General features: G+C 52.2%; 18 protein-coding genes. 13 read left to right on the top strand and 5 right to left on the bottom strand.

Annotated features, from left to right (window positions below; all coding sequences use genetic code 11):
* Positions 1-669 precede the first annotated feature (669 nt).
* Positions 670-1,824: a glycoside hydrolase family 43 protein gene (locus J0A66_RS06305; RefSeq protein WP_206572953.1), complete on the top strand. Its 1,155-nt coding sequence runs from the start codon at positions 670-672 to the stop codon at positions 1,822-1,824.
* A gap of 81 nt (positions 1,825-1,905) precedes the next feature.
* On the top strand, positions 1,906-2,949 hold the full coding sequence (locus tag J0A66_RS06300) for an alpha/beta hydrolase (RefSeq protein WP_206572952.1): 1,044 nt from the start codon (positions 1,906-1,908) through the stop codon (positions 2,947-2,949).
* 213 nt (positions 2,950-3,162) lie between these two features.
* Here the strand turns inward: J0A66_RS06300 and J0A66_RS06295 are convergent, their stop codons facing one another.
* A complete protein-coding gene (locus tag J0A66_RS06295) occupies positions 3,163-3,804 on the bottom strand; it encodes a GNAT family N-acetyltransferase (RefSeq protein WP_206572951.1) in 642 nt (213 codons plus the stop codon).
* Positions 3,805-3,913: 109 nt separating this feature from the next.
* On the opposite strand from J0A66_RS06295, the gene J0A66_RS06290 reads away from it, so the two are divergent.
* On the top strand, positions 3,914-4,144 hold the full coding sequence (locus tag J0A66_RS06290) for a DUF2789 domain-containing protein (protein ID WP_206572950.1): 231 nt from the start codon (positions 3,914-3,916) through the stop codon (positions 4,142-4,144).
* Between the two features lie 11 nt (positions 4,145-4,155).
* On the opposite strand, the gene J0A66_RS06285 is transcribed toward J0A66_RS06290, so the two are convergent.
* Positions 4,156-4,524, bottom strand: coding sequence for a DUF3192 domain-containing protein (locus J0A66_RS06285; protein WP_206572949.1), 369 nt, complete (start codon positions 4,522-4,524; stop codon positions 4,156-4,158).
* A gap of 165 nt (positions 4,525-4,689) precedes the next feature.
* On the opposite strand from J0A66_RS06285, the gene J0A66_RS06280 reads away from it, so the two are divergent.
* On the top strand, positions 4,690-4,992 hold the full coding sequence (locus tag J0A66_RS06280; RefSeq protein WP_206572948.1) for a DNA-binding protein: 303 nt from the start codon (positions 4,690-4,692) through the stop codon (positions 4,990-4,992).
* A 24-nt stretch (positions 4,993-5,016) separates the two neighbouring features.
* Here the strand turns inward: J0A66_RS06280 and syd are convergent, their stop codons facing one another.
* Positions 5,017-5,559, bottom strand: coding sequence for a SecY-interacting protein (gene syd, locus J0A66_RS06275; RefSeq protein ID WP_206572947.1), 543 nt, complete (start codon positions 5,557-5,559; stop codon positions 5,017-5,019).
* Between the two features lie 54 nt (positions 5,560-5,613).
* On the opposite strand from syd, the gene queF reads away from it, so the two are divergent.
* The 9 genes from queF to J0A66_RS06230 all read left to right on the top strand — a co-directional run bounded on the left by queF (position 5,614) and on the right by J0A66_RS06230 (position 16,543).
* On the top strand, positions 5,614-6,453 hold the full coding sequence (queF, locus tag J0A66_RS06270) for an NADPH-dependent 7-cyano-7-deazaguanine reductase QueF (RefSeq protein WP_206572946.1): 840 nt from the start codon (positions 5,614-5,616) through the stop codon (positions 6,451-6,453).
* 412 nt (positions 6,454-6,865) lie between these two features.
* A complete protein-coding gene (locus J0A66_RS06265; RefSeq protein WP_206572945.1) occupies positions 6,866-8,440 on the top strand; it encodes a GGDEF domain-containing protein in 1,575 nt (524 codons plus the stop codon).
* On the top strand, positions 8,440-9,798 hold the full coding sequence (gene ppnN / locus J0A66_RS06260) for a nucleotide 5'-monophosphate nucleosidase PpnN (protein WP_206572944.1): 1,359 nt from the start codon (positions 8,440-8,442) through the stop codon (positions 9,796-9,798). Before J0A66_RS06265 ends, ppnN begins: the two co-directional genes overlap by 1 nt.
* A 97-nt stretch (positions 9,799-9,895) precedes the next feature.
* Complete coding sequence (locus J0A66_RS06255; RefSeq protein WP_206572943.1) at positions 9,896-10,270, top strand: DUF3192 domain-containing protein; 375 nt, start codon at positions 9,896-9,898, stop codon at positions 10,268-10,270.
* Complete coding sequence (locus J0A66_RS06250; RefSeq protein WP_206572942.1) at positions 10,271-11,944, top strand: hypothetical protein; 1,674 nt, start codon at positions 10,271-10,273, stop codon at positions 11,942-11,944.
* Between the two features lie 130 nt (positions 11,945-12,074).
* Positions 12,075-13,082 (top strand): isocitrate dehydrogenase, encoded by a 1,008-nt coding sequence (locus J0A66_RS06245; protein WP_206572941.1) that lies wholly within the window; start codon positions 12,075-12,077, stop codon positions 13,080-13,082.
* Between the two features lie 156 nt (positions 13,083-13,238).
* Positions 13,239-13,550, top strand: a complete 312-nt coding sequence (locus J0A66_RS06240) for a ComEA family DNA-binding protein (protein WP_206572940.1) — start codon at positions 13,239-13,241, stop codon at positions 13,548-13,550.
* A gap of 119 nt (positions 13,551-13,669) precedes the next feature.
* Positions 13,670-15,082, top strand: coding sequence for a mannose-1-phosphate guanylyltransferase/mannose-6-phosphate isomerase (locus J0A66_RS06235; RefSeq protein WP_206572939.1), 1,413 nt, complete (start codon positions 13,670-13,672; stop codon positions 15,080-15,082).
* Positions 15,083-15,097: 15 nt separating this feature from the next.
* Entirely contained in the window at positions 15,098-16,543 is a 1,446-nt protein-coding gene (locus J0A66_RS06230) for a phosphohexomutase domain-containing protein (protein WP_206572938.1), read from the top strand.
* Positions 16,544-16,601: 58 nt separating this feature from the next.
* Here J0A66_RS06230 and argS read toward each other — a convergent pair whose 3' ends face one another.
* Together argS and prfC are read right to left on the bottom strand one after the other, a co-directional pair.
* A complete protein-coding gene (argS, locus tag J0A66_RS06225; RefSeq protein WP_206572937.1) occupies positions 16,602-18,338 on the bottom strand; it encodes an arginine--tRNA ligase in 1,737 nt (578 codons plus the stop codon).
* A 123-nt stretch (positions 18,339-18,461) separates the two neighbouring features.
* Positions 18,462-20,078, bottom strand: a complete 1,617-nt coding sequence (gene prfC / locus J0A66_RS06220; protein ID WP_241264058.1) for a peptide chain release factor 3 — start codon at positions 20,076-20,078, stop codon at positions 18,462-18,464.
* Positions 20,079-20,152: the final 74 nt, after the last annotated feature.

The raw sequence follows: 20,152 nt of genomic DNA, 5'->3' as shown, positions 1-20,152 counted from the left end.
GTAAGACGCTTATCCTTAAGCGGGTCCTTTCCTTTGTCCTTCTTGACTGCCTGAATCCATCCGGGCAGTATTCTCCGTCCTGGAGTTGTCCCAATTCGTCCGTGACCCATCGTGTTTCCTTGTGACAGGGATAAAGATAAAGGAAAGCCGCTTTTTTACCATGGAGTAAAATCGTCAGTCGCAACAGCCCCAGTCGGCTCGGACACGAACTTTCAAAGTTTTTACTTTATTAATTAGGTGGTTACGAATTTTCGTAGGAAGTTGGAAGGAGAAAAAAAGCAGTTTATCCTACAGCAATGTGAGAAATGTCTTACAAGAATACCCGCCGCTATCGTACAGGTAATTTCAGGTCTTTTGGAAACTGTCACAGAGAACGAGATTTTCAGTCACTAAGAGATTGTATCCACGGTAAAGAACCACTCGATAGTGGCCCCTTCCCCAGCCCCTCGTTTCCCCATCCCGGAGCAATGTCTCAGGTTAATTCTCTCAGGAACTGATCAGCGTTTAAACGCCTGGCAAGGTATTTACCTTCCTGATTTTTCAAAATGCGCCTTGAACTTTGTCAAATAAGGTAAGGCTGTTAAACGGATTCGCAACGGTCTTACCGTTTTGCATCGTTAGAAATTTGAATAAAGTGTTAATCAAAGTTTTTGTCCCGGGACGCCTTAAATGCTGACTGCAAAGAACAGGATTAACATTAAAAACAAGCTGAAGTTCTTATCCCTGCTTGTGGCACTGTCAGGCGCCATCGCATGCAGTACAGGCACTGAGCAGACAGCGGCAACTAACGCGTCTTCATTAAATGCACCTCCCTCACGCTTCGACAATCCTGTAATTAAATACGATACAAAAGATCCTACCAAAGAGGTGGGCGATATCATCTATACGGCGGATCCAGCGGTGATGGTTCTCGATGACACTGTCTACCTCTATACCACCCATGACGAACAGTATGCTGATGGCAGTGATTATCGCATGTACGATTACCGCCTGTGGACGAGTAAGGATATGGTTAGCTGGGAAAACAGAGGGGCAGTACTCAAGTACGCTGACTTTGACTGGGCCCGGGGAGACGAAAAAACCGGCAATGCATACGCACACCATATGATACACCGAAAAGATGCATCGGATAAATCCCGGTATTACTTTTACGTCACGGTGGAAGGCGGACAAGCGGATGGAAAGTTTGGCTTTGCCATAGGAGTGGCAGTTTCCGATAGTCCTGACGGGCCTTTTGATGACCCAAGGGGTATGCCAATGATTTTGCTTGAAGATACCGCTCAGTACAAAGATCACAGTTGGCGGAATATCGATCCTGCAGTGTTCATTGACGACGACGGCAATGCCTATCTTTACTGGGGAAACAAGCAGTTGTGGTGGGTAGAACTTGAACCGGATTTAATACACCTCAAAGGCGAAAGTTACACGCTCAATGCACTAGGAAAAATGCAGAACCGCGACACCAGTAAAGTCAGCATTCATGCGGTCGATACTTTGCCCAATTTCGAAGAAGCGCCTTATGTGTCAAAACACAATGATCTTTATTATTTAACCTATGCGGCGGGGTTTCCAGAAAGCATTGCCTATGCCACCAGCTCATCCGTCACCGGGCCCTGGGAGTACCAGGGCATTATCATGGATCCCCTTCCTGGCACCACGACCATTCACCCTGCAATCTTTGATTTCCAAGGCAACACCTATCTTGCTTATCACAGCGCCCAACTGCCCGGCGGGGGAAGTTATCGCCGATCTGTGTGTGTGGACAGAGTGTATTTCAATGAAGATGGGACCATTAAACCTATTGTCAGGACATCTGGACAATAGGTGTCGATAGTGACGTAACGACTGAATCACATCCGGGCATTTTACCGGTGATTTCAGAGAAATAAAAAAGACAGGTATTGCATGAAGACGGTTAACAGAAAAAGGTTCATTCACTTTTTGCCACTGACAGACGTTTTGTCTCATATTGTGAAAAAAGAGTCTGGAAATGCTCCCATGGATTCCTGGCCCGGACATTCATACCTGGACCTGGGCAGGATGTTGTTTTTGACTGCGGTTTGTTTATTTGCGTCAAACACGCTGGCTCAGCACGACGCCATGACGCCAATCTCCCCGCCCGCTCAGCCTGATGCAATCGAACTCGACACGCCTGCCCTTACTGACGCTACAGCTCAGGAGACATGGCACTCTCAGTATGGTAGTCGCTTTGCTCGTAATGTGACCATCGCCACCCTGACGCCCTTCCTGCCAAGTCCGGAAAAAGCCACCAGAGCCGCCGTTGTGGTGGCGCCCGGTGGTGGTTTTCGTACGCTGTCGATGGACAACGAAGGCTGGAATGTCGCCCGGGCCCTGGCTGACCAGGGCATTGCGGCCTTTGTCCTGAAATATCGGTTAAATCAAACGCCAGCGGACATGGCTGAGTTCAGCCGCTCGATGGACCAGATGTTTGCAGACGCTGGCCGTCGTTCTCCACAATTCGATCCAGAGCAGATGAAAGTGCGCCTTGCGCCCCAGCTCGAAGACGCCCGGGCCGCGTTTGACCTTATCCGGCGTCGCGCAGCTGAATGGAAAATCGACCGGGATCGTATTGGCATGATAGGTTTTTCTGCCGGCGCCATGCTGACTATGGCGACCACACTTGTCGGTGAAGACGCCAAGCCCGCATTTATTGCCAACATTTACGGCCCGTTGAGTTCATTAGCCGTTCCGGCCGATGCACCACCTCTTTTCGTGGTGCTGGCCGCAGATGATCCTCTCTTTGCCAATAGCGGCTTCGGCCTGATTGAGAGTTGGCACCGGGCCAATAAGCCGGTCGAGTTCCATTTTTACGAACAGGGTGGTCACGGGTTCGGCATGTATCCGAAGGAAACGACCAGTACCGGTTGGTTTGAGGCTTACACTGCCTGGCTGACTATGCATGGGATGCTTGAACCTGAGGGATCCTAATCCGCTGCACACTTTATTAGCCTTGAGCCAAGTGAGAATTGGCGAATTGGCGAATTGGCGAATTGGCGAATTGGAGTATAAATCACTTGTTGAATGACATCGTCAGCTTAAAGGACTGGCTCCACCTATACAGATAATTTTGTCCTTCTACTGAGTCTCTTTTGAGTTCGTCGCCTAGCTAAAAATCTCTTTGTGACAGACAATCTCTTTCAGTTAGACAGATCCCACCTTACTCCTGAACATCAGATGCCCCTTGATATGGCCGACCTGTAACTCTTTGACCAGTTGATATTGCCCGTCGGCGAAAAACGCCAGGCACTTTGGCAGGGTGACATACACTGCCACGCCTTCACTGCCTTCGTCTTCCATCATCAGGTTATCGATGGCCTGCATCAATATATGCCCCAAGCCGCGGTGCTGATGATCAGGATGAACACCTATGAAAGACAACATATGGTAATGTTTGGCGGGCACATGCTCCTTGACCTTCTGCTCCTTTTCGACCATTTGCCGGGTACCGAAGAATCCGGCTGTCAACAGCATCTTCAGACGCCAATGCCAGAAGCGTCCGGCTCCGAAACAGACATCCGGTTTGATTACACAGGCCACGGCCAACAGGCGCTCGCCTTCAAACAGGCCGACCATCGGCTGTTTGGCCACCCAGAATGAATTCAACTCTTCCCGGATTGCAGCCCGAAGCCTCGACTCGTAGCCCTCCTTGTCGATCTGGAAGATGTCCATAAACAGCGGATCGTCATGATAGGCCTGGTAAAGTATTGAAGCAGCAATCTTCAAATCTTCCGCTGCCAGGTAGATGGCCTTCACATCTTCAATTGCCAAAGGTGACGCGCCCATATTTCATCCCGCCAGTAATTAACTATATTGTTAGTAAGACTCTAACCCAGGCCGAAGAAATTGTTAACCTTTTGTTAACTTTAAGCTATCAAGCAGCCGGAGATTAAAAATGAATGCCACTAACCCCACCCTCAACGAACTGTTCGATCAACTGGGATTGAAAAGTGACGAGGAGTCCATTAATCAGTTTATTGAACGTCATCGTGGACTGGACAGCAGGGTAAAATTGGAAAAAGCCCCATTCTGGAATGAGGCTCAGTCAAGTTTTCTGCGCAATGCCTGGGTGGATGACGCCGAATGGGCCGAGGTAATCGACCAATTAAACAGCCGGTTGCGCTGAAAGAGCATCGCCTAAATGTCGCGGTAAGCGGCCTCTCCCCAGCCGACCAGCCGCCCTTCCCTGAACACCAGCGGAGTGCACTCGTCCTTAGTGGTCACGCCGTCCCCATGATTACGATGGGTGCGGTAAAATAAAACCTGAATGTCCCCCTGCTCAGCCTGATGAAACTCACTGAAATCAGGCGTGCCTAATCGGCTGTTCAGGTTATCCAGGCTCATTCCTGGTTCCAGCCTGGCAATTTCCTTGCGATTCTTGGCTTCCCTGTGCTGCCAGTCACCATCCTGATATTCATACCCATCTCCCCCTACCGAGATGACACAACCGGTCAGACCCAAAAGGGCAGGGATCAGCAACACAAAAGGAGCGGCTCTCTTAATCATATTATCCTCTTTTTCTGATAGTTTTGGTCAGGTGGAAGTACCCTCGGTCATAAGAAAGCAAAATTGAGACCACATATCTAATATATTGATTTTTATAGTTATATTTAAGGTTAAGCAAAAAGTCGGCGATGATAAGATAGGACTCTGGACCAATTGATAGCGGATTTGACCAAACACTCAATGCATAATCTGGATTATATTCTCAGCCTTTGCCAGGATCTCGCCGCCCAGGGAAAGACTCCGTCGGTTGCCCTGATCAAAAGCCGGGCTCAAAAGCCGCTGCCTCTGGCCGATATTCTGGCCGTGCTGCAACGATGGAAGCAGTCTCCTCAACAGGCCAGGGAAGTCAGCCAAATGACCCCTTCCCCGCCACCGCCGCTGGAACAAAGGGTGGCCAGACTTGAAAAGCAACTCGGTCAGGTGCTTTCTGAGCTTAAGGCTTTGCGTGCCCAACAGACAGGTTCCTGACAGGTCAGCCCGGCTCTGGTCAGATTAAGGGCTCAGGCCGTCCAGAAAACTGGCCAGATCCTGGGCCAGAATTTCCCGGGGCCTGACACCAACCCGCTCAAGCATGACCTGACCAGACTGGTTTTCCAGACTCAGGATGTAGTCGTCATCGTCGGTAACGGCAAAGAACAGTGTTTCCGGATGCCTGAGCCGTCGCTTCATCAATACGTGGCCGATCAGGTTTTGCTGCAACCGGGCAAAATCATCCGGATTCCAGACCTGCAACAACTCAAGCCGACCCCGTTCAGCACTGGCGGGCAAGTTGGCACTCCAATAGCGGGCAAAGAAGGCTTTGAAATCCGGATGGAAAGGCAATTCAAGGGCAGCTTCACTGGCCGAAAAATCAGCCACATCCTCTCTTTTGACCGGTTGCCAGGCTATTTTCCCATTTGCGTCCACTTGCCCCTGCTGGCAGGGTGATGGCCAGTTCTCCTCCCATTCCACCTGCATTGGCTGACGATTGGTTTCATGCTGTTGCATAAAACGCTGGATAAAGCGGTCAAGGCTCGGAACCACGTGACTGTTCATGCTTAATCAAGGGTAGTGATACAATAGCGCCAGTTTAACTCTCAGTGGATAGTAATGACAAAACAGAGTTCTCCCTCCGGATTGGATCATTTGAGCCTGGGTAAAGCATCGGAATATGTCGATCAATACAGTCCTGGACTGTTGCAGCCCGTGCCCCGGAGCCTGAACCGTCAGGATCTGGGCATAGTAGACAAGCAACCGTTTGAGGGAGTCGACATCTGGAACGGCTATGAACTGTCCTGGCTGAATCGCAAGGGAAAACCTTGTCTTGCCCTGCTACAGGCCATCGTTCCTGCCAGCAGCCCTAACCTGATAGAATCCAAATCGTTCAAGCTGTACCTGAACAGCTTCAATCAATGGAAACTTGACAATAAAGAGCAACTGCAAGCGTTGCTGGAAAAGGATTTGACAGAGTGCGCTGCAGCGCCTGTCAGGGTCAGTTTGTTTGACATCCAGGGGGATGCGCGTTTCGAAGTGAGTCATTTCCCGGACGCTTTGCTGTTGGATGAACTGGATGTGGAGATCGAACAATACCAGCCTGACAGCACGCTGTTGCAGACGACCAACAAGTTGGTGGACAAAACGCACCTCAGTCATCTGCTCAAGTCCAACTGTCTGATTACCAGCCAACCAGACTGGGGGAGTGTGTTCATCCGCTATCAGGGGCGCGAGATCGTCCCGGAGAGCCTGTTGAAGTACCTGGTCTCTTTCAGGCAACATAACGAATTTCACGAACAATGCGTGGAAAGGATATTTTGCGATCTGATGGCCCAGTGTCATCCGGAAAAACTCACCGTCTATGCCAGATACACCAGGCGTGGCGGCCTTGACATCAACCCGTTTCGCAGCAATTTCGAGTCACCCTACCCAAATCAGCGTATGATTCGGCAGTAAATCCTGTAACTCGACATGTTTTATTTCATTATCACTTTCATTTTTCGTCCGATTGAGTAAACTGGCGGCGGTTCATAAAAACGGAACTGGGACATGCCTCAAGCAAAACCACAATATGATCGGTTACCCTACTATCTGGTCAAACGTCCTTTAAGTGACGACTGAATAAAGGCGGTATTTACCGCCTTTATTTTTATTTCATTCCAGCAATGCGTTCTTAGCCTGCAGAAATTTATCGGCTACTCCTATCCGGGACCTGTGTGACACGAGTGGTTTTGTGCAAATGCCCGATTTAATGGAAAAATTTGCTTACGGCCGGAGAAATTCCATTATACTGACAGCGTGGAAAGACTTTCTTGAACAAGAGCTGCAAGCCCCATTTGGGACCGGTTCTGTTAAGGATTAAACCTGAATGGAATTTGATTCGGAAGCCAACACCGTGCGTCTAGATTTGTCTTCGCAGAACCAGCAAAAAGTACTACGCAGTTTCAAACATCAAATCGACACGTTGTCGCAGTTTATCCTCAGGCTAAGCAAGTTTTATGAAAATGTGAACCCTTTGCTCGACAAAGAGTTGCAGGTCCTGCGCGGCCACCTGGGCGGTAAGGTTAACTTTACTCTGGCTGAAGTCAGCATTGGCAAACTCACCGCCCTGATTATGGAGAACAGTGATCAGGTCCGTCAACAGAACCAGAAGGTGCAAACGTTACTGGAAAGGGCTGTAAAGTCCTTACAGGAAAGCTCGACTTTGCCGGCACCGCTTCGCCAGGAGACTCAGAGCTTTTTGCAAACTCTGCGACAAAGCCATGCCTCCTTATACTCTTCCCTGCCCCATTTCGAACAGGTGCTGAGCCTGTGTCAGAAGGCCCTGACCAATCTCGAACAACGTCAACGGGCCCAAATCCCCCCTGTCAGTGAGGAGAACCTGCATCTCGCGGATGAATTGCACCAGCAAATTACTGATGAATTGAAAGCCCTGATTACCCAATTGGGTGACTCAGACAGCAGTGATGTGGATCTGGTTGAAATTCGCAATAAGCTGGTGCGGGGCCTGGAGCATCACGAACTGCTTGAATGCTGCCTGATTATCATCCGTGCCATCCTGAAGGATGTGCTGCAGGAACGAAAGCACGCCGAGCGCTTTATTTCGGGTCTGCACAAAACCCTGACCAATGTCAGCCAGACAGTGGGAGACTCACTGCAAAGCAGCCAGGCCAGCTACCAGGAAAAAATTGAGCATAGCACTGCCCTGCGTCAGCATATTCAGGGCATAGAGATTGCCATCGACGAGGCCGTTGATCTGGCCTTGCTGAAGCAGCAGGCCAATGAATACCTGGGCAAGATGTCCGCTACGCTGGACCGACGGGAAAAAGCCGATCAGGAAGAGCAGCTCCAACTGATGAATCTGCTCCGTGAGATGAAAGACCAGCTCACCCACCTGGAACAGGAAACCAACGAATACAAACAGCGTCTGCTGCAACAGAAGTATCACAGTCACCACGATCCATTGACACAAATCCCCAACCGCAATGCTTATAATGACAGGATTGAACTGGAATACCGGCGCTGGAAACGTTACGGTGCCGACTTGAGCCTGGCGCTGGTCGACATCGACCATTTCAAGAGCATCAATGACAATTACGGCCACGCCGGTGGCGATAAGACCCTGCAGGTCATTGCTCAACATATCAGCAAATGCCTGCGGTCCACCGATTTTATGGCACGCTGGGGGGGCGAGGAGTTTATCGTCCTGTTCCCGCAAACCTCCCTGGAGGAGCTGGAAAAACCCCTGGAGCAGATTCGCCAGCAGGTCGAGCGCATCCCCTTCAAGTTTAAGGACAGGAGCGTCACGATCACCGTGTCCATTGGCGCGGCGAGTTTCGTTAGCAGCGATGACGTGGATTCTGTGTTTGAGCGTGCCGACCGGGCCTTATACGACGCCAAGCGACAGGGCAGAAATCGCTGGCTGATTAACAAAGGAAGCTGATGAAAAAAACCATACAACTGAATCCTATCGGCGCCATGAGCCTGTTGTCACAACTGGAAGTGGATCGCCTGAAAAAATCCACCTCCAGTGAACTTTATCGTCTGTTTCGCAACTGCAGCCTGGCAGTTCTCAACAGCGGCGCCCATGAAGACAATTACGAAAATATTTTCTCCCCCTACGAAGACTTTGAAATCAACCTGCTCAGGCGGGAACGCGGCGTCAAAATAGAGCTGGTCAATCCTCCGGCCCTGGCGTTCGTGGATGGTAAGCTGATCAGGGGGGTGCATGAGCATCTGTTTGCCGTGCTCAGAGACTTGTTGCATATGGGTGCCCGCTATGAGGCCCATCTGGTGGATGAAGCCGAACCGGCCCATGTTACTCATATGGTGTTTGACATGCTCCGTAATGCCGAGGCCATCAAACCAGCCGGTGATCCCAACATGGTCGTCTGCTGGGGCGGCCACTCCATCGGCGAAACCGAATACAAATACACCAAAGAGGTGGGATACCAGTTGGGTCTGCGCGAAATGAATGTTTGCACGGGATGCGGCCCCGGGGCCATGAAAGGTCCCATGAAAGGTGCCACCATCGGCCATGCCAAGCAGCGTTATCGCCACGGACGTTACCTCGGTGTGTCCGAGCCCAGCATCATTGCCGCCGAGCCCCCCAATCCCATTGTCAATGAACTGGTTATTATGCCGGACATAGAAAAACGTCTTGAAGCCTTTGTCCGCATTGCCCATGCCATAGTGGTCTTCCCCGGCGGGGTGGGTACTGCGGAGGAGTTGCTATACCTGCTGGGTATAATGCTGCATGAACAAAACAAGGATCAGGTCATTCCGCTGATTCTGACCGGGCCAAAAGAAGCGGAAGCCTATTTCAACAGTATCGATCAGTTCGTGGCAGAAACTCTGGGTCCTGAGGCGCAGAAGCTCTACAGCATCATCATCGATGATCCGGCTGAAGTGGCCCGTACTATCCGAGATACCCAGGCGGAGGTCACCGAATATCGTAAGATGAAAGGTGACTCATACCATTTCAACTGGTCCCTTAAAATTGAGCCAGACTTCCAGGCTCCGTTTGTGCCCAGCCACGAGAACATGGCCAGTCTGAATTTGCACTACGAGCAACCCAAGGCACAACTGGCTGCCTCCCTGCGAAGGGCGTTCTCCGGCATCGTCGCAGGCAATGTAAAGGCAGAAGGCATTAAGCGTATCCGCCAGCATGGTCCCTTCCAAATTAACGGTAACAGCGAGCTGATGGTTATGCTTGACGATTTACTCAAATCCTTTGTGGCTCAGCACAGGATGAAACTGCCTGGCAGTCATTACGACCCCTGTTATCGTGTGGTGAAATAATCGCCCAACCGGCGGCCTCAGGCGTTTACTTTCCTTCCCTGAGGCCGCCAGTGGTGTAGACTCTTGTTCAACTAAGTAATCAGCCAGTCAGTGTTTTATGGATAAGAAAATTGTCAGACGGGTGGGCCTGGGGCTAGCCATCTATTTACTGTTTGCCGCCCTGGTGTTGTTGTTCTATCCGGATGATCCGGCCTCTATGGACTGGAAAGACCGGGAACAATACAACAAGGTACAGGTGGGCAAGCTGGAATTGGGTACCAGCAAGCAGCAGGTCATGGAATTACTGGGGTCCCCGGATATCAGTGAAGCCAAGCGTGTGGAGCAGGACAGTCTGCAAGTGATGTTCTATCGTACACAACATATGGAGTCAGACGGCATTACCACCATGAATGAATGTACACCTTTGCTATTCAGAAACGACCAGCTCATCTCCTGGGGCGAAGGTGCCTATCAAAAATATCTAGACTGGTAAGTGACGCACAAGGATAACCCTCCTCCCCTGGTCAGTCTGCTCTCACAGCTGCGGGATTTGGCCAGGGATTTCAAACAGCCTCAGGCCAAAGAGGATCTGTTGGCAGATTGCTATCGGGTCAGTCAGGCGGCAATCCAGTTGAGCAGGCAGCAGGCCGATCTTTTCCAGGCCCAATGCTTCTTCCGCTATCAGGGCTACGAGGAGCAGGAGGGCCAAGGTCTGAACATGCTTGCGATGACGCTGCTGCTCTGCCAGCAACAGAAATGGAATGACACTGCAACCCTGCCGATGCTGTGTTGCGCCTTATCTGTGGCGATGCTGCCGCAAGACGGACGATCCCAGACAAATTTCAGGCGGCGTCTATCCCAATCTCAGCAGGGACTCTGGCTGGCCGTTCTGATCCCCACATCCAGGTTATTGCCTGTCATTGGCAAGGCCCTGGCAGGCAAGGCTTTGCTAAGGCTCAATGCTGCCCAGCGGCTGATGCTGCTGGCGGCCTTACTTGCACAGAAGGGAAACGAACAGCAAAAACGTTGGTCAGACCGGTTGATAACCCTGGGCAGAATACTGCCAGCCAGCTTTTACCCACTGCTTGATGCGCTTGCAGCTTACCCAGGTATTCTTCCTGCAGGGACTGTGCTGCAAACGGCTCAATGCCAGGCATTGGTGTTATCAGTCTGTCGCGACGGCTTGCTCTGTCGCCGCTTATCCGGCGACATGGCAACCCCCCATCTGGAGCTGATAGAAACCTCATCGGTGCTGACTGTCCGCCCCCCTTCTACCTGGCCGGATCCGCAGCAAGTAAGTTCATTGTGGGACTCACACTGGCAGACCAGGCTGGATGAACTGGTAGTCTCACCTTACCGGCCTGCAAGCGCTTATCCCATCAGCCAGCCGCCTGCCAAGCTATTGGTGATTCAGGAAATGTTGGCCAACCCACTGCCGGAAGTTGAGCTTATTGCCGAGCATATTACTGCCGAAGGCTTTTTAGCCAGGCAGTTAAAAGAATCTGCCAGTCAGCGTTCGAGGATGAATCTGAGGCTGCAGGAGGTCAAACACGCTTTGTTGTATCAGGGGTGTGAACGCACCAGTCACTTGTTGATTCAACAGGCATTACTGAACCGGCTCAATCAGCACTATTTTCCCTTGCAGGAAGCACTTCTGCAGATAACCAGGTTACTGGTTACTTTGCTGGATGCCCTGGCTGCCCGACAGGGCAAGTTCCAGCCGGAAGCCGTGATGACGCTTGGCTACTTTGCCTGCTCCGGTCTGTTTACCCACAAAAAGCTCAAGGCCAGGTTGCGCCTGCCCGGCCAAGGCCCACAATCTTATAATATCAACCATCTGCTTATCTTGGATGCCTCGGATCAGTTGCAGTCACATGGGGTTAAGCTGGCGCAGGCATGGCAACAACCGCCTTCCTTGATTGAAGCGCTGCGCTGCCATAACAGCTTGCCTGAGCAGATACGGAGCAAGGCAGGCGTTCAGCAAATGGCCTGTCTGTTGGGCCTGGCGCTGATTCATACCCGTCAGATCTATTTCAGTACAGAGCCCGGCCAACCTGATTCTGAGTATCAGCATCAGGCCTTGCAACTGCTGACACTGACCCGGGAGGACGTCAGACAAGCCAGAATCACGGCTGTGGAACAATCCCGCTGTTATTGTCCCCGGTAGCCAGACCACGGTCTTTCAACTGACCGGCAATGGAAATCAGACCAGTTTAATGCTATAAAACGCGCCCAGAAACAGCCTGCTTTTCAGCGGGCTGACACCAATAGCCTGACGACAGACATAGGAACTTTTCATGACTCAACAGCGCATTACTGTTATTCGCGGTGACGGCATCGGCCCGGACATCGTCGACGCCGCCATTCAGATCCTGGATAAAGCCGGATGTGATTTTGCCTATGATTATGCCGATGCAGGCCTGGTTGCACTGGAAAAGCATGGCGAGTTGCTGCCGCAGGAAACATTGGATCTGATAGCCAGCAACAAGGTTACCCTGAAGGGCCCCCTCACTACGCCGGTCGGAGAAGGTTTCACTTCCATCAACGTCAGCCTGCGCAAAAAGTTTCAGCTATACGCCAACGTCCGCCCGGTGCTGTCATTCAAAGGCACGAAGGCCAGGTATGAGGATATCGACATCATCACCATCCGTGAGAATACCGAAGGCATGTATTCGGGACTGGGCCAGGTCGTGTCGGCCGATGGCAACGAAGCAGAAGCCATGAGCAGGATCACACGGGAAGGAGCCGAGCGTATTGTCACTTTTGCCTATGAATTGGCGGTTCGCGAAGGGCGTAAGAAAATAACGGCGGTGCACAAAGCCAATATCCTCAAGTCCACTTCCGGCTTGTTCCTGAAAGTGGCCCGGGAAGTGGCCCAGCGTTATCCGCAGATTGAAAGCACTGAAATGATCGTCGACAACACCTGCATGCAGTTGGTCATGAATCCCCATCAATTTGACGTGATAGTGACCACCAACCTGTTTGGCGATATTATCTCCGATCTCTGTGCCGGCCTGGTCGGCGGGCTGGGAATGGCGCCGGGGGCAAACATAGGCAAAGACTGTGCTATTTTCGAAGCCGTACATGGCTCTGCTCCTGACATCGCCGGGAAAAACCTGGCAAATCCCACCTCGGTGATCCTGGCCTCTATCCAGATGCTGGATTACCTCGGTCACCCGGACAAGGCAGAAAAAATCCGCCGTGCCATCAAGGAGGTTATTGAGTCAGGTGACCGCACCACTCGCGACTTGGGTGGCACCCATGGCACTACGGATTTTACCCAGGCAGTGTTGGAACGACTCTGACTCCTGCAGTAGCAGGATGACAAGGCCGGTGCTGACCGGCCTTTTTTGTTTCTGTTACGGCAATCTTTCTATCGGAAAATCCGCACTATTTCACCAATTTTGACTACACTTTTTGGCGATGCTCAGCGTCATGACAAGGACAAAGGGAGTCAAGCTATGAAGAAAATAAGCTTTATTGTCGCGTTGTTAGTGAGCCTGGGAATGCCGTTACAGGCTCTGGCAATAGATAAGGACAGCGGGAAGGAAAAAACCGACATGGCGGTAGCCATGGTCAGCAGCATCAATATCAATACCGCTTCGGCCGAGGAACTGACCAAGTTGCCCGGCATCGGCAAGCACAAAGCAGAGGCCATCGTGCAGTACCGCAACGCCAACGGCGAATTTAAGTCGGTGGATGACCTGACCAAAGTACAGGGCATCGGCGCGCAAACGCTGAAGAACCTGCAGGGGCAGATTCGCATCAAGTAGCCCCGGTATTCCGGCACAAGGAGGTGCCGCGTCTATTCCTGCTACTGGCAATTAGCCAATACCCGTCCGCATAATGGGATGGTATGCTAGCGGCATGCGTCAACTCGGAAGATAATAATATGAAACCCATCGTAATGGCCGGCGGTACCGGCAGCCGACTATGGCCGAAATCCCGGGCAGCTTTCCCCAAACAATTCCTCTCTTTGACCAGTGACCAGAGCATGCTGCAGGACACCCTGACCCGATTGGATGGCCTGGAAACTGAAGCGCCTATTTTTGTATGTAACGAAGCCCATCGCTTTATCGTGGCCGAACAGTTGTTGCAGGCCCATTTACAGCATGACGGCATCCTGCTTGAACCGGTTGGCAGAAATACGGCGCCAGCTATTGCTTTGGCGGCCTTGCACGCCACCAAGCAAGGCCAGGATCCTGTCCTGTTGGTCCTGGCAGCAGACCACATCATCGATAATCCGGAGGCTTTCCATCAGGCAATCAAAGATGCCGAACAACTGGCCCAACAAGATAAACTGGTGACCTTTGGGGTAGTGCCCACCAGCGCCCATACCGGTTACGGCTATATCCGTCAGGGCGGCGCCATTAACGGCTCGTCAAACGGCAGCCAGGTGGCAGAATTCGTCGAAAAACCCGACCTGCCTACCGCAGAGCGTTATGTGAAATCCGGTGACTACCTGTGGAACAGCGGCATGTTTATGTTTAAGGCCAGCCGTTACCTGCAGGAACTGGAAAAGCATGCGCCGGACATTTATTCGGTATGCAAAGCGGCCATCGATACAGAGAGTCAGGATCTGGACTTTGTTCGTGTGGACGCTGAAACCTTTGCTGACTGTCCGTCCGATTCCATTGATTATGCGGTAATGGAGAAAACCGATGCGGCAGCAGTAGTACCGCTGGATGCAGGCTGGAGCGATGTAGGCAGTTGGTCGTCCCTGTGGGAAGTACAGAAAAAGAATGCACAAGGCAACGTGATCCGTGGCGATGCTATTCTGGAAAACGTACATAACAGCTATATCAACGCAGAGCAGCGCCTCATCAGCGTTGTAGGCCTGAATGATGTAGTGGTGGTGGAAACCAAGGATGCGGTATTGGTCGCCCACAAGGACAAGGTCCAGGACATTAAAAAGGTGGTCGACAAGCTCAAGGCCGAAAAACGCCCGGAGTTTGAGTTCCACCGTGAAGTCTTTCGTCCCTGGGGAAGTTATGACTCGCTGGATCAGGGCAGTCGCTTTCAGGTGAAACGCATCAAGGTTAAACCCGGTGAAAAACTCTCTGTCCAGATGCATCACCACCGGGCTGAACACTGGATTGTGGTGGCGGGTACCGCCAAGGTCACCTGTGATGATAAGACCTTTCTGCTCACCGAGAATGAGTCCACCTATATTCCCATCGGCACGGTGCACAGCCTCGAGAACCCGGGTAAGATCATTCTGGAACTCATCGAAGTGCAATCCGGCTCCTATGTGGGCGAAGACGACATTGTGCGCTTCTCCGACCGTTACGGACGAGCTAAGTAACCAGGAAGTTCTTGCATGCAACTAAGCTGTTTTAAAGCCTATGACATCCGGGGCCAGCTGGGCAGCCAGCTCGATGAAAGCGTTGCCTATCGCATTGGCCGGGCTTTTGCCGAGCACCTGCAGGCTCAAACCGTAGTGGTAGGCGGCGATGTGCGCCTGACCTCACAGCCCCTTAAGCTGGCCCTTAGCGCCGGACTCATTGATGGCGGCGCCAAGGTGTTGGATTTGGGCCTGACCGGCACCGAAGAAATTTATTTTGCCACCAGCCATCTGGACATGGACGGCGGTATACAGGTAACCGCCAGCCATAATCCCATCGACTACAACGGCATGAAACTGGTTCGCCAGCAATCCCGTCCCATCAGCGGTGATACCGGTTTATTCGATATTCAAGCACTTGCCGAATCCTACTTGCAGGAAGACGTAGAACTTGCCTTAAGTGTCTATGGCCAATCCCTCAGCGAAGCGAGCTTTCTGCAGGGCCACCCCAGGGTTGAACAGCATAACCTGGAGGCCAGCGGCCACTATCGGCGCCAGTCCAATCTGCAGGCCTTTACCCAGCATATTCTGCGATATGTTGATCTGCAGCACTTCAAACCGCTGAGATTGGTCGTCAACGCAGGCAACGGTGCTGCCGGTCACGCCTTGGATGCGATAGAGGCAGTCCTGCAAAAGCAGCACGTCCCCATCCAGTTTATCAAGATCAACCATCAGGAAGACGGTACCTTCCCCAACGGTATTCCAAATCCTTTGTTACCTGAGTGCCGGCATCAGACCACCGATGCGGTACTGGCTCATAACGCGGATATGGGCATTGCCTGGGACGGAGACTTTGACCGCTGTTTCCTGTTTGACGAAAAAGGCCAGTTCGTGGAGGGCTATTATATTGTTGGCTTGCTGGCCCAGGCTTTTCTGGCGAAAGATCCCGGTGCGGCCATTATTTTTGATCCCCGGGTCTACTGGAATACCGAAGATATCATCAGGCACGCGGGCGGCAGACCGGTGATGAGCAAAACCGGCCATGCCTTTATCAAGGAGCGTATGCGGCAGGAAGATGCCGTGTACGGCGGCGAGATGAGCGCCCATCATTACTTCCGCGATTTTGCCTATTGTGACTCTGGGATGATCCCCTGGCTGCTGGTAGCCGAATTGCTCTGCACCGCCGGCAAGAGCTTGTCACAGTTGGTTGCTGAGCGCATCCGCGCCTTCCCGTCCTCAGGTGAAATCAACAGCAAAGTCGGGGATGCCGATGCCACACTGGATAAAATCCTGGCCCGCTATGAGCCCCAGGCGAGACGGGTTGACAGGACAGATGGTGTGGGTCTGGAGTTTGATGACTGGCGTTTTAACCTGCGTAAGTCCAATACCGAACCGGTCATCCGGCTGAACGTGGAATCCCGCGGCAATATTGCCCTGATGGAAGAAAAGACGGCTGAATTACTCGCACTGATTCGCAGTTAGTGAGGACAAAAGCCAAAAGGTCCTGACGACCCTTTTGGCTTTTCTCGCCCATTAGAAATTACATCTTTTCCATGGTTTCAATACCCAATAGATCCAGCCCCGTCTGCAGGGTTCTGGCAGTCAGATGAGCCAGACGTAAACGGCTGTTCCTCTCCTCCTCTGCAACGCCGTCTTTAAGTATCGGGCAGGCTTCATAAAAGCCCATAAACAAACTGGCCAGTTCATACAGATAGGTACAGAGCACATTGGGTGTGGCGTCTTTCTCCACTTGTTTGATAGCCTCGGCAAACTGTGCCAGTTTCAGACCCAGGGCACGCTCCTGACTGGCCTGCAGGCAGAGCTGAGTATCCAGATTGTCTGCACTGACACCAGCCTTACGGAAGATGCTCTGGACCCGGGTATAGGCATATTGCAGATAGGGGGCGGTATTGCCCTCAAAGCTCAGCATACTGTCCCAGTTGAAGATATAGTCGGTGGTACGGTTTTTACTCAGATCGGCATATTTGACTGAGCCAATCCCCACCTTTTTGGCAACCTCTTCCCGCTCTTGGGCAGTCAGATCATTACTGCGTGCGGCAATCAACTGACGGGCCCTTTGCACTGCCTCATCCAGCAAATCGGCAAGCTTCACCGTACCGCCTGTTCGGGTCTTAAAGGGTTTACCGTCGCTGCCCAGCATCATGCCAAAGGGACAGTGTTCATAGCTGGTCTGCTGTCGAATCAGCCCGGCCTTGCGACCGACTATTTCGGTCTGCTTAAAATGCAGGGCCTGACGGGCATCGGTGAAAATCAGGATACGATCGGCATCCAGTTTGAATGAGCGATAGCGCATGGCCGCCAGATCCGTGGTGGAATACAGGTAACCACCACCGGATTTCTGGATGATATACACGGCCGGGTTGCCTTCCTTGTCAGCCAGCTCCTGTAAGAACACGACCTGGGCGCCCTGATCTTCCACCGCAATGCCTTTCTCCTTCAGCTCGGCCACCACATTGGCAAGTTCCGGGTTATAGGCACTTTCACCCATAATATCTTCGCGACCCAGGGTAACATTGAGCTTCTGGTACACCTCTTCACTGTGAGAGATGGATACCTCGATAAACTGCTGCCAGAGCCTGGCGCACTGGGCATCGCCGCTCTGCAGCCTGACCACATACTCACGGGCCCGGTCGGCAAAGCCATCTTCATTATCAAAACGCACCTTGGCTTCACGGTAAAAATCTTCCAGATCGGACAAAGCGGTCTCGGCAAGCTCATTCTCGGCCAGTTTGTCGCTTAAGTGAGCCAGCAACATGCCGAATTGGGTGCCCCAGTCGCCCATATGGTTCTGGCGAATCACCTTATGCCCCATAAACTCCAACGCCCTGACCACCGCATCACCGATAATGGTGGAGCGCAGGTGACCGACGTGCATCTCCTTGGCCAGGTTGGGGGAAGAATAATCCACCACCACCACCTGCGGCGATTCGGGTTCAATGCCCAGACGACCATCGTCAGCAGCATCGCTCAACCGCTGTGCCAGCCATTGGCTATTAAGGTGAATATTGATAAAGCCGGGACCTGCCACCTCCAGCTTTTCAGCGATGCCCTCAAGCTCCACCGCCTGCACCAATTGTTCGGCGATATCCCGTGGTTTTTGCCGCATAGCCTTGGCAAGCGCCATGGCGCCGTTGAACTGATAATCACCAAATTCGGCACGGGTGCTTTGGGTCAGGGGCGTAGGCGTGTCAGCCGGTGCACCAATTTTGTCCAGGGCTTGCTTGAACTTATCCAGCAGTAATTCGTAGATTGTCATTGTCTGTTTAACTCATTATTTACCACTGAGGCCAGAGTAGATCCGGAGCAAGTAAGCGCTTCTCGGCGTGCAGGCTGATAGACAGACTTCTCTGTGTCCTCTGTGACACTGTGCTTATAAATACTAGTGCTCTCTGGTCTTATGGAATCTGATATCCGGGTGACGTTCCTGAGCCAGTGACAGGTTAACCATAGTCGGGGCTATATAGGTCAGGTTATCTCCACCATCCAGTGCCAGGTTGACTTCAGCCTTGCGCCGGAACTCATCCAGCTTTTTGCCATCCTCACAGTAAACCCAGCGTGCCGTACTAACATTGACCGGTTCATAAATGGCATCGACGTTGTATTCTGATTTGAGCCTGGCCACCACTACATCAAACTGCAATACGCCAACAGCGCCAACGATCAGATCGTTATTAACTAGGGGCCTGAAGACCTGTACAGCCCCTTCCTCGGCCAGTTGGATCAGACCTTTCTGCAGTTGTTTCTGTTTCATCGGATCCCGCAGGCGGATGCGTTTGAACAGCTCGGGGGCGAAGTTGGGGATACCGCTGAACTTCAGTTTCTCCCCCTCGGTAAAGGTGTCACCGATCTGTATGGAGCCGTGGTTGTGCAGGCCGATAATATCCCCCGCGTAGGCTTCTTCCACCGCTTCACGGTCGCCGGCCATAAAGGTCAGGGCATCAGAGATGCGCACATCCTTGCCAATCCGGGTCTGAAACAACTTCATGCCCTTTTGATATTTACCCGAAACGATTCGGCAAAATGCAATGCGATCCCGATGCTTGGGATCCATATTGGCCTGGATCTTAAACACGAAGCCAGAAAACTTCTCTTCTTCAGCGCTAACTTCCCGCTCGTCAGTCTCCCGGTTCTGCGGTCTGGGTGCCCAGGCCACCAGCCCGTCCAGCATATGATCCACGCCAAAGTTACCCAACGCGGTACCGAAAAACACCGGGGTCAGTTGACCGGCCAGAAAGGCTTCCTGCTCGAATTCATGGGACGCCCCCATCACCAGTTCCAGTTCCTCGCGAAGCTGCCCAGCCAAGCCTTCACCAATGGCCTTTTCCAGCTCAGGATTATCCAAACCTTTTATAACGCGCTTCTCCTGGATGGTATGGCCCATTCCCGAACGGTACAGAATCGTCTCATCCCGCTGAATATGGTACACGCCTTTAAATTCCTTTCCGCAGCCGATTGGCCAGGTAATGGGCGCACAGGCAATATTCAGCTCGGTCTCCACTTCATCCAGCAGTTCCATGGGATCACGGATATCCCGATCCAGCTTATTCATAAAGGTCAGGATGGGGGTATCGCGCAGACGGGTCACTTCCATCAGCTTGCGGGTTCTGTCCTCGACCCCCTTGGCGGCATCGATGACCATCAGACAGGCATCCACTGCGGTCAGGGTACGGTACGTGTCTTCGGAAAAATCCTCGTGTCCGGGGGTATCCAGAAGATTGACCAGCGCGTTGGAATAAGGGAACTGCATGACTGAAGTGGTCACCGAGATCCCCCGCTCCTTCTCCATCTCCATCCAGTCGGATTTGGCATGCTGGTTGGAGCCCCGGCCCTTAACGGTGCCCGCTTTTTGCAAGGCGTTACCGAACAGCAAGACTTTCTCGGTAATCGTAGTTTTACCGGCATCTGGGTGAGAAATAATCGCGAAGGTGCGTCGCTTGTTCAGTTGTTCTAAATACGCTTTACTTGCCACTGTGCTCTCGAAGTTGCCCTTGCCCATATTGGGCACATCATAAATTGATTCAAAGGCGCGGATTGTAGCCGAAAAACCTGGCGAAGTCCCCCTTAGCCAAG

Origin of the sequence: Bowmanella dokdonensis (genome assembly GCF_017254865.1) — a bacterium.
Taxonomy (GTDB): domain Bacteria; phylum Pseudomonadota; class Gammaproteobacteria; order Enterobacterales; family Alteromonadaceae; genus Bowmanella; species Bowmanella dokdonensis.
The sequence above is the reverse complement of the archived record's forward strand: the minus strand, read 5'-3'. Positions and strand labels throughout refer to the sequence as shown.

Bases quoted from the DNA above. Each gene is read 5' to 3' on its own strand.
- J0A66_RS06305 (WP_206572953.1), top strand. From the start codon at position 670: ATGCTGACTGCAAAGAACAGGATTAACATTAAAAACAAGCTGAAGTTC.
- J0A66_RS06300 (WP_206572952.1), top strand. From the start codon at position 1,906: ATGAAGACGGTTAACAGAAAAAGGTTCATTCACTTTTTGCCACTGACA.
- J0A66_RS06295 (WP_206572951.1), bottom strand. From the start codon at position 3,804: ATGGGCGCGTCACCTTTGGCAATTGAAGATGTGAAGGCCATCTACCTG.
- J0A66_RS06290 (WP_206572950.1), top strand. From the start codon at position 3,914: ATGAATGCCACTAACCCCACCCTCAACGAACTGTTCGATCAACTGGGA.
- J0A66_RS06285 (WP_206572949.1), bottom strand. From the start codon at position 4,524: ATGATTAAGAGAGCCGCTCCTTTTGTGTTGCTGATCCCTGCCCTTTTG.
- syd (WP_206572947.1), bottom strand. From the start codon at position 5,559: ATGAACAGTCACGTGGTTCCGAGCCTTGACCGCTTTATCCAGCGTTTT.
- queF (WP_206572946.1), top strand. From the start codon at position 5,614: ATGACAAAACAGAGTTCTCCCTCCGGATTGGATCATTTGAGCCTGGGT.
- J0A66_RS06265 (WP_206572945.1), top strand. From the start codon at position 6,866: ATGGAATTTGATTCGGAAGCCAACACCGTGCGTCTAGATTTGTCTTCG.
- ppnN (WP_206572944.1), top strand. From the start codon at position 8,440: ATGAAAAAAACCATACAACTGAATCCTATCGGCGCCATGAGCCTGTTG.
- J0A66_RS06255 (WP_206572943.1), top strand. From the start codon at position 9,896: ATGGATAAGAAAATTGTCAGACGGGTGGGCCTGGGGCTAGCCATCTAT.
- J0A66_RS06245 (WP_206572941.1), top strand. From the start codon at position 12,075: ATGACTCAACAGCGCATTACTGTTATTCGCGGTGACGGCATCGGCCCG.
- J0A66_RS06240 (WP_206572940.1), top strand. From the start codon at position 13,239: ATGAAGAAAATAAGCTTTATTGTCGCGTTGTTAGTGAGCCTGGGAATG.
- J0A66_RS06235 (WP_206572939.1), top strand. From the start codon at position 13,670: ATGAAACCCATCGTAATGGCCGGCGGTACCGGCAGCCGACTATGGCCG.
- J0A66_RS06230 (WP_206572938.1), top strand. From the start codon at position 15,098: ATGCAACTAAGCTGTTTTAAAGCCTATGACATCCGGGGCCAGCTGGGC.
- argS (WP_206572937.1), bottom strand. From the start codon at position 18,338: ATGACAATCTACGAATTACTGCTGGATAAGTTCAAGCAAGCCCTGGAC.
- prfC (WP_241264058.1), bottom strand. From the start codon at position 20,078: ATGGGCAAGGGCAACTTCGAGAGCACAGTGGCAAGTAAAGCGTATTTA.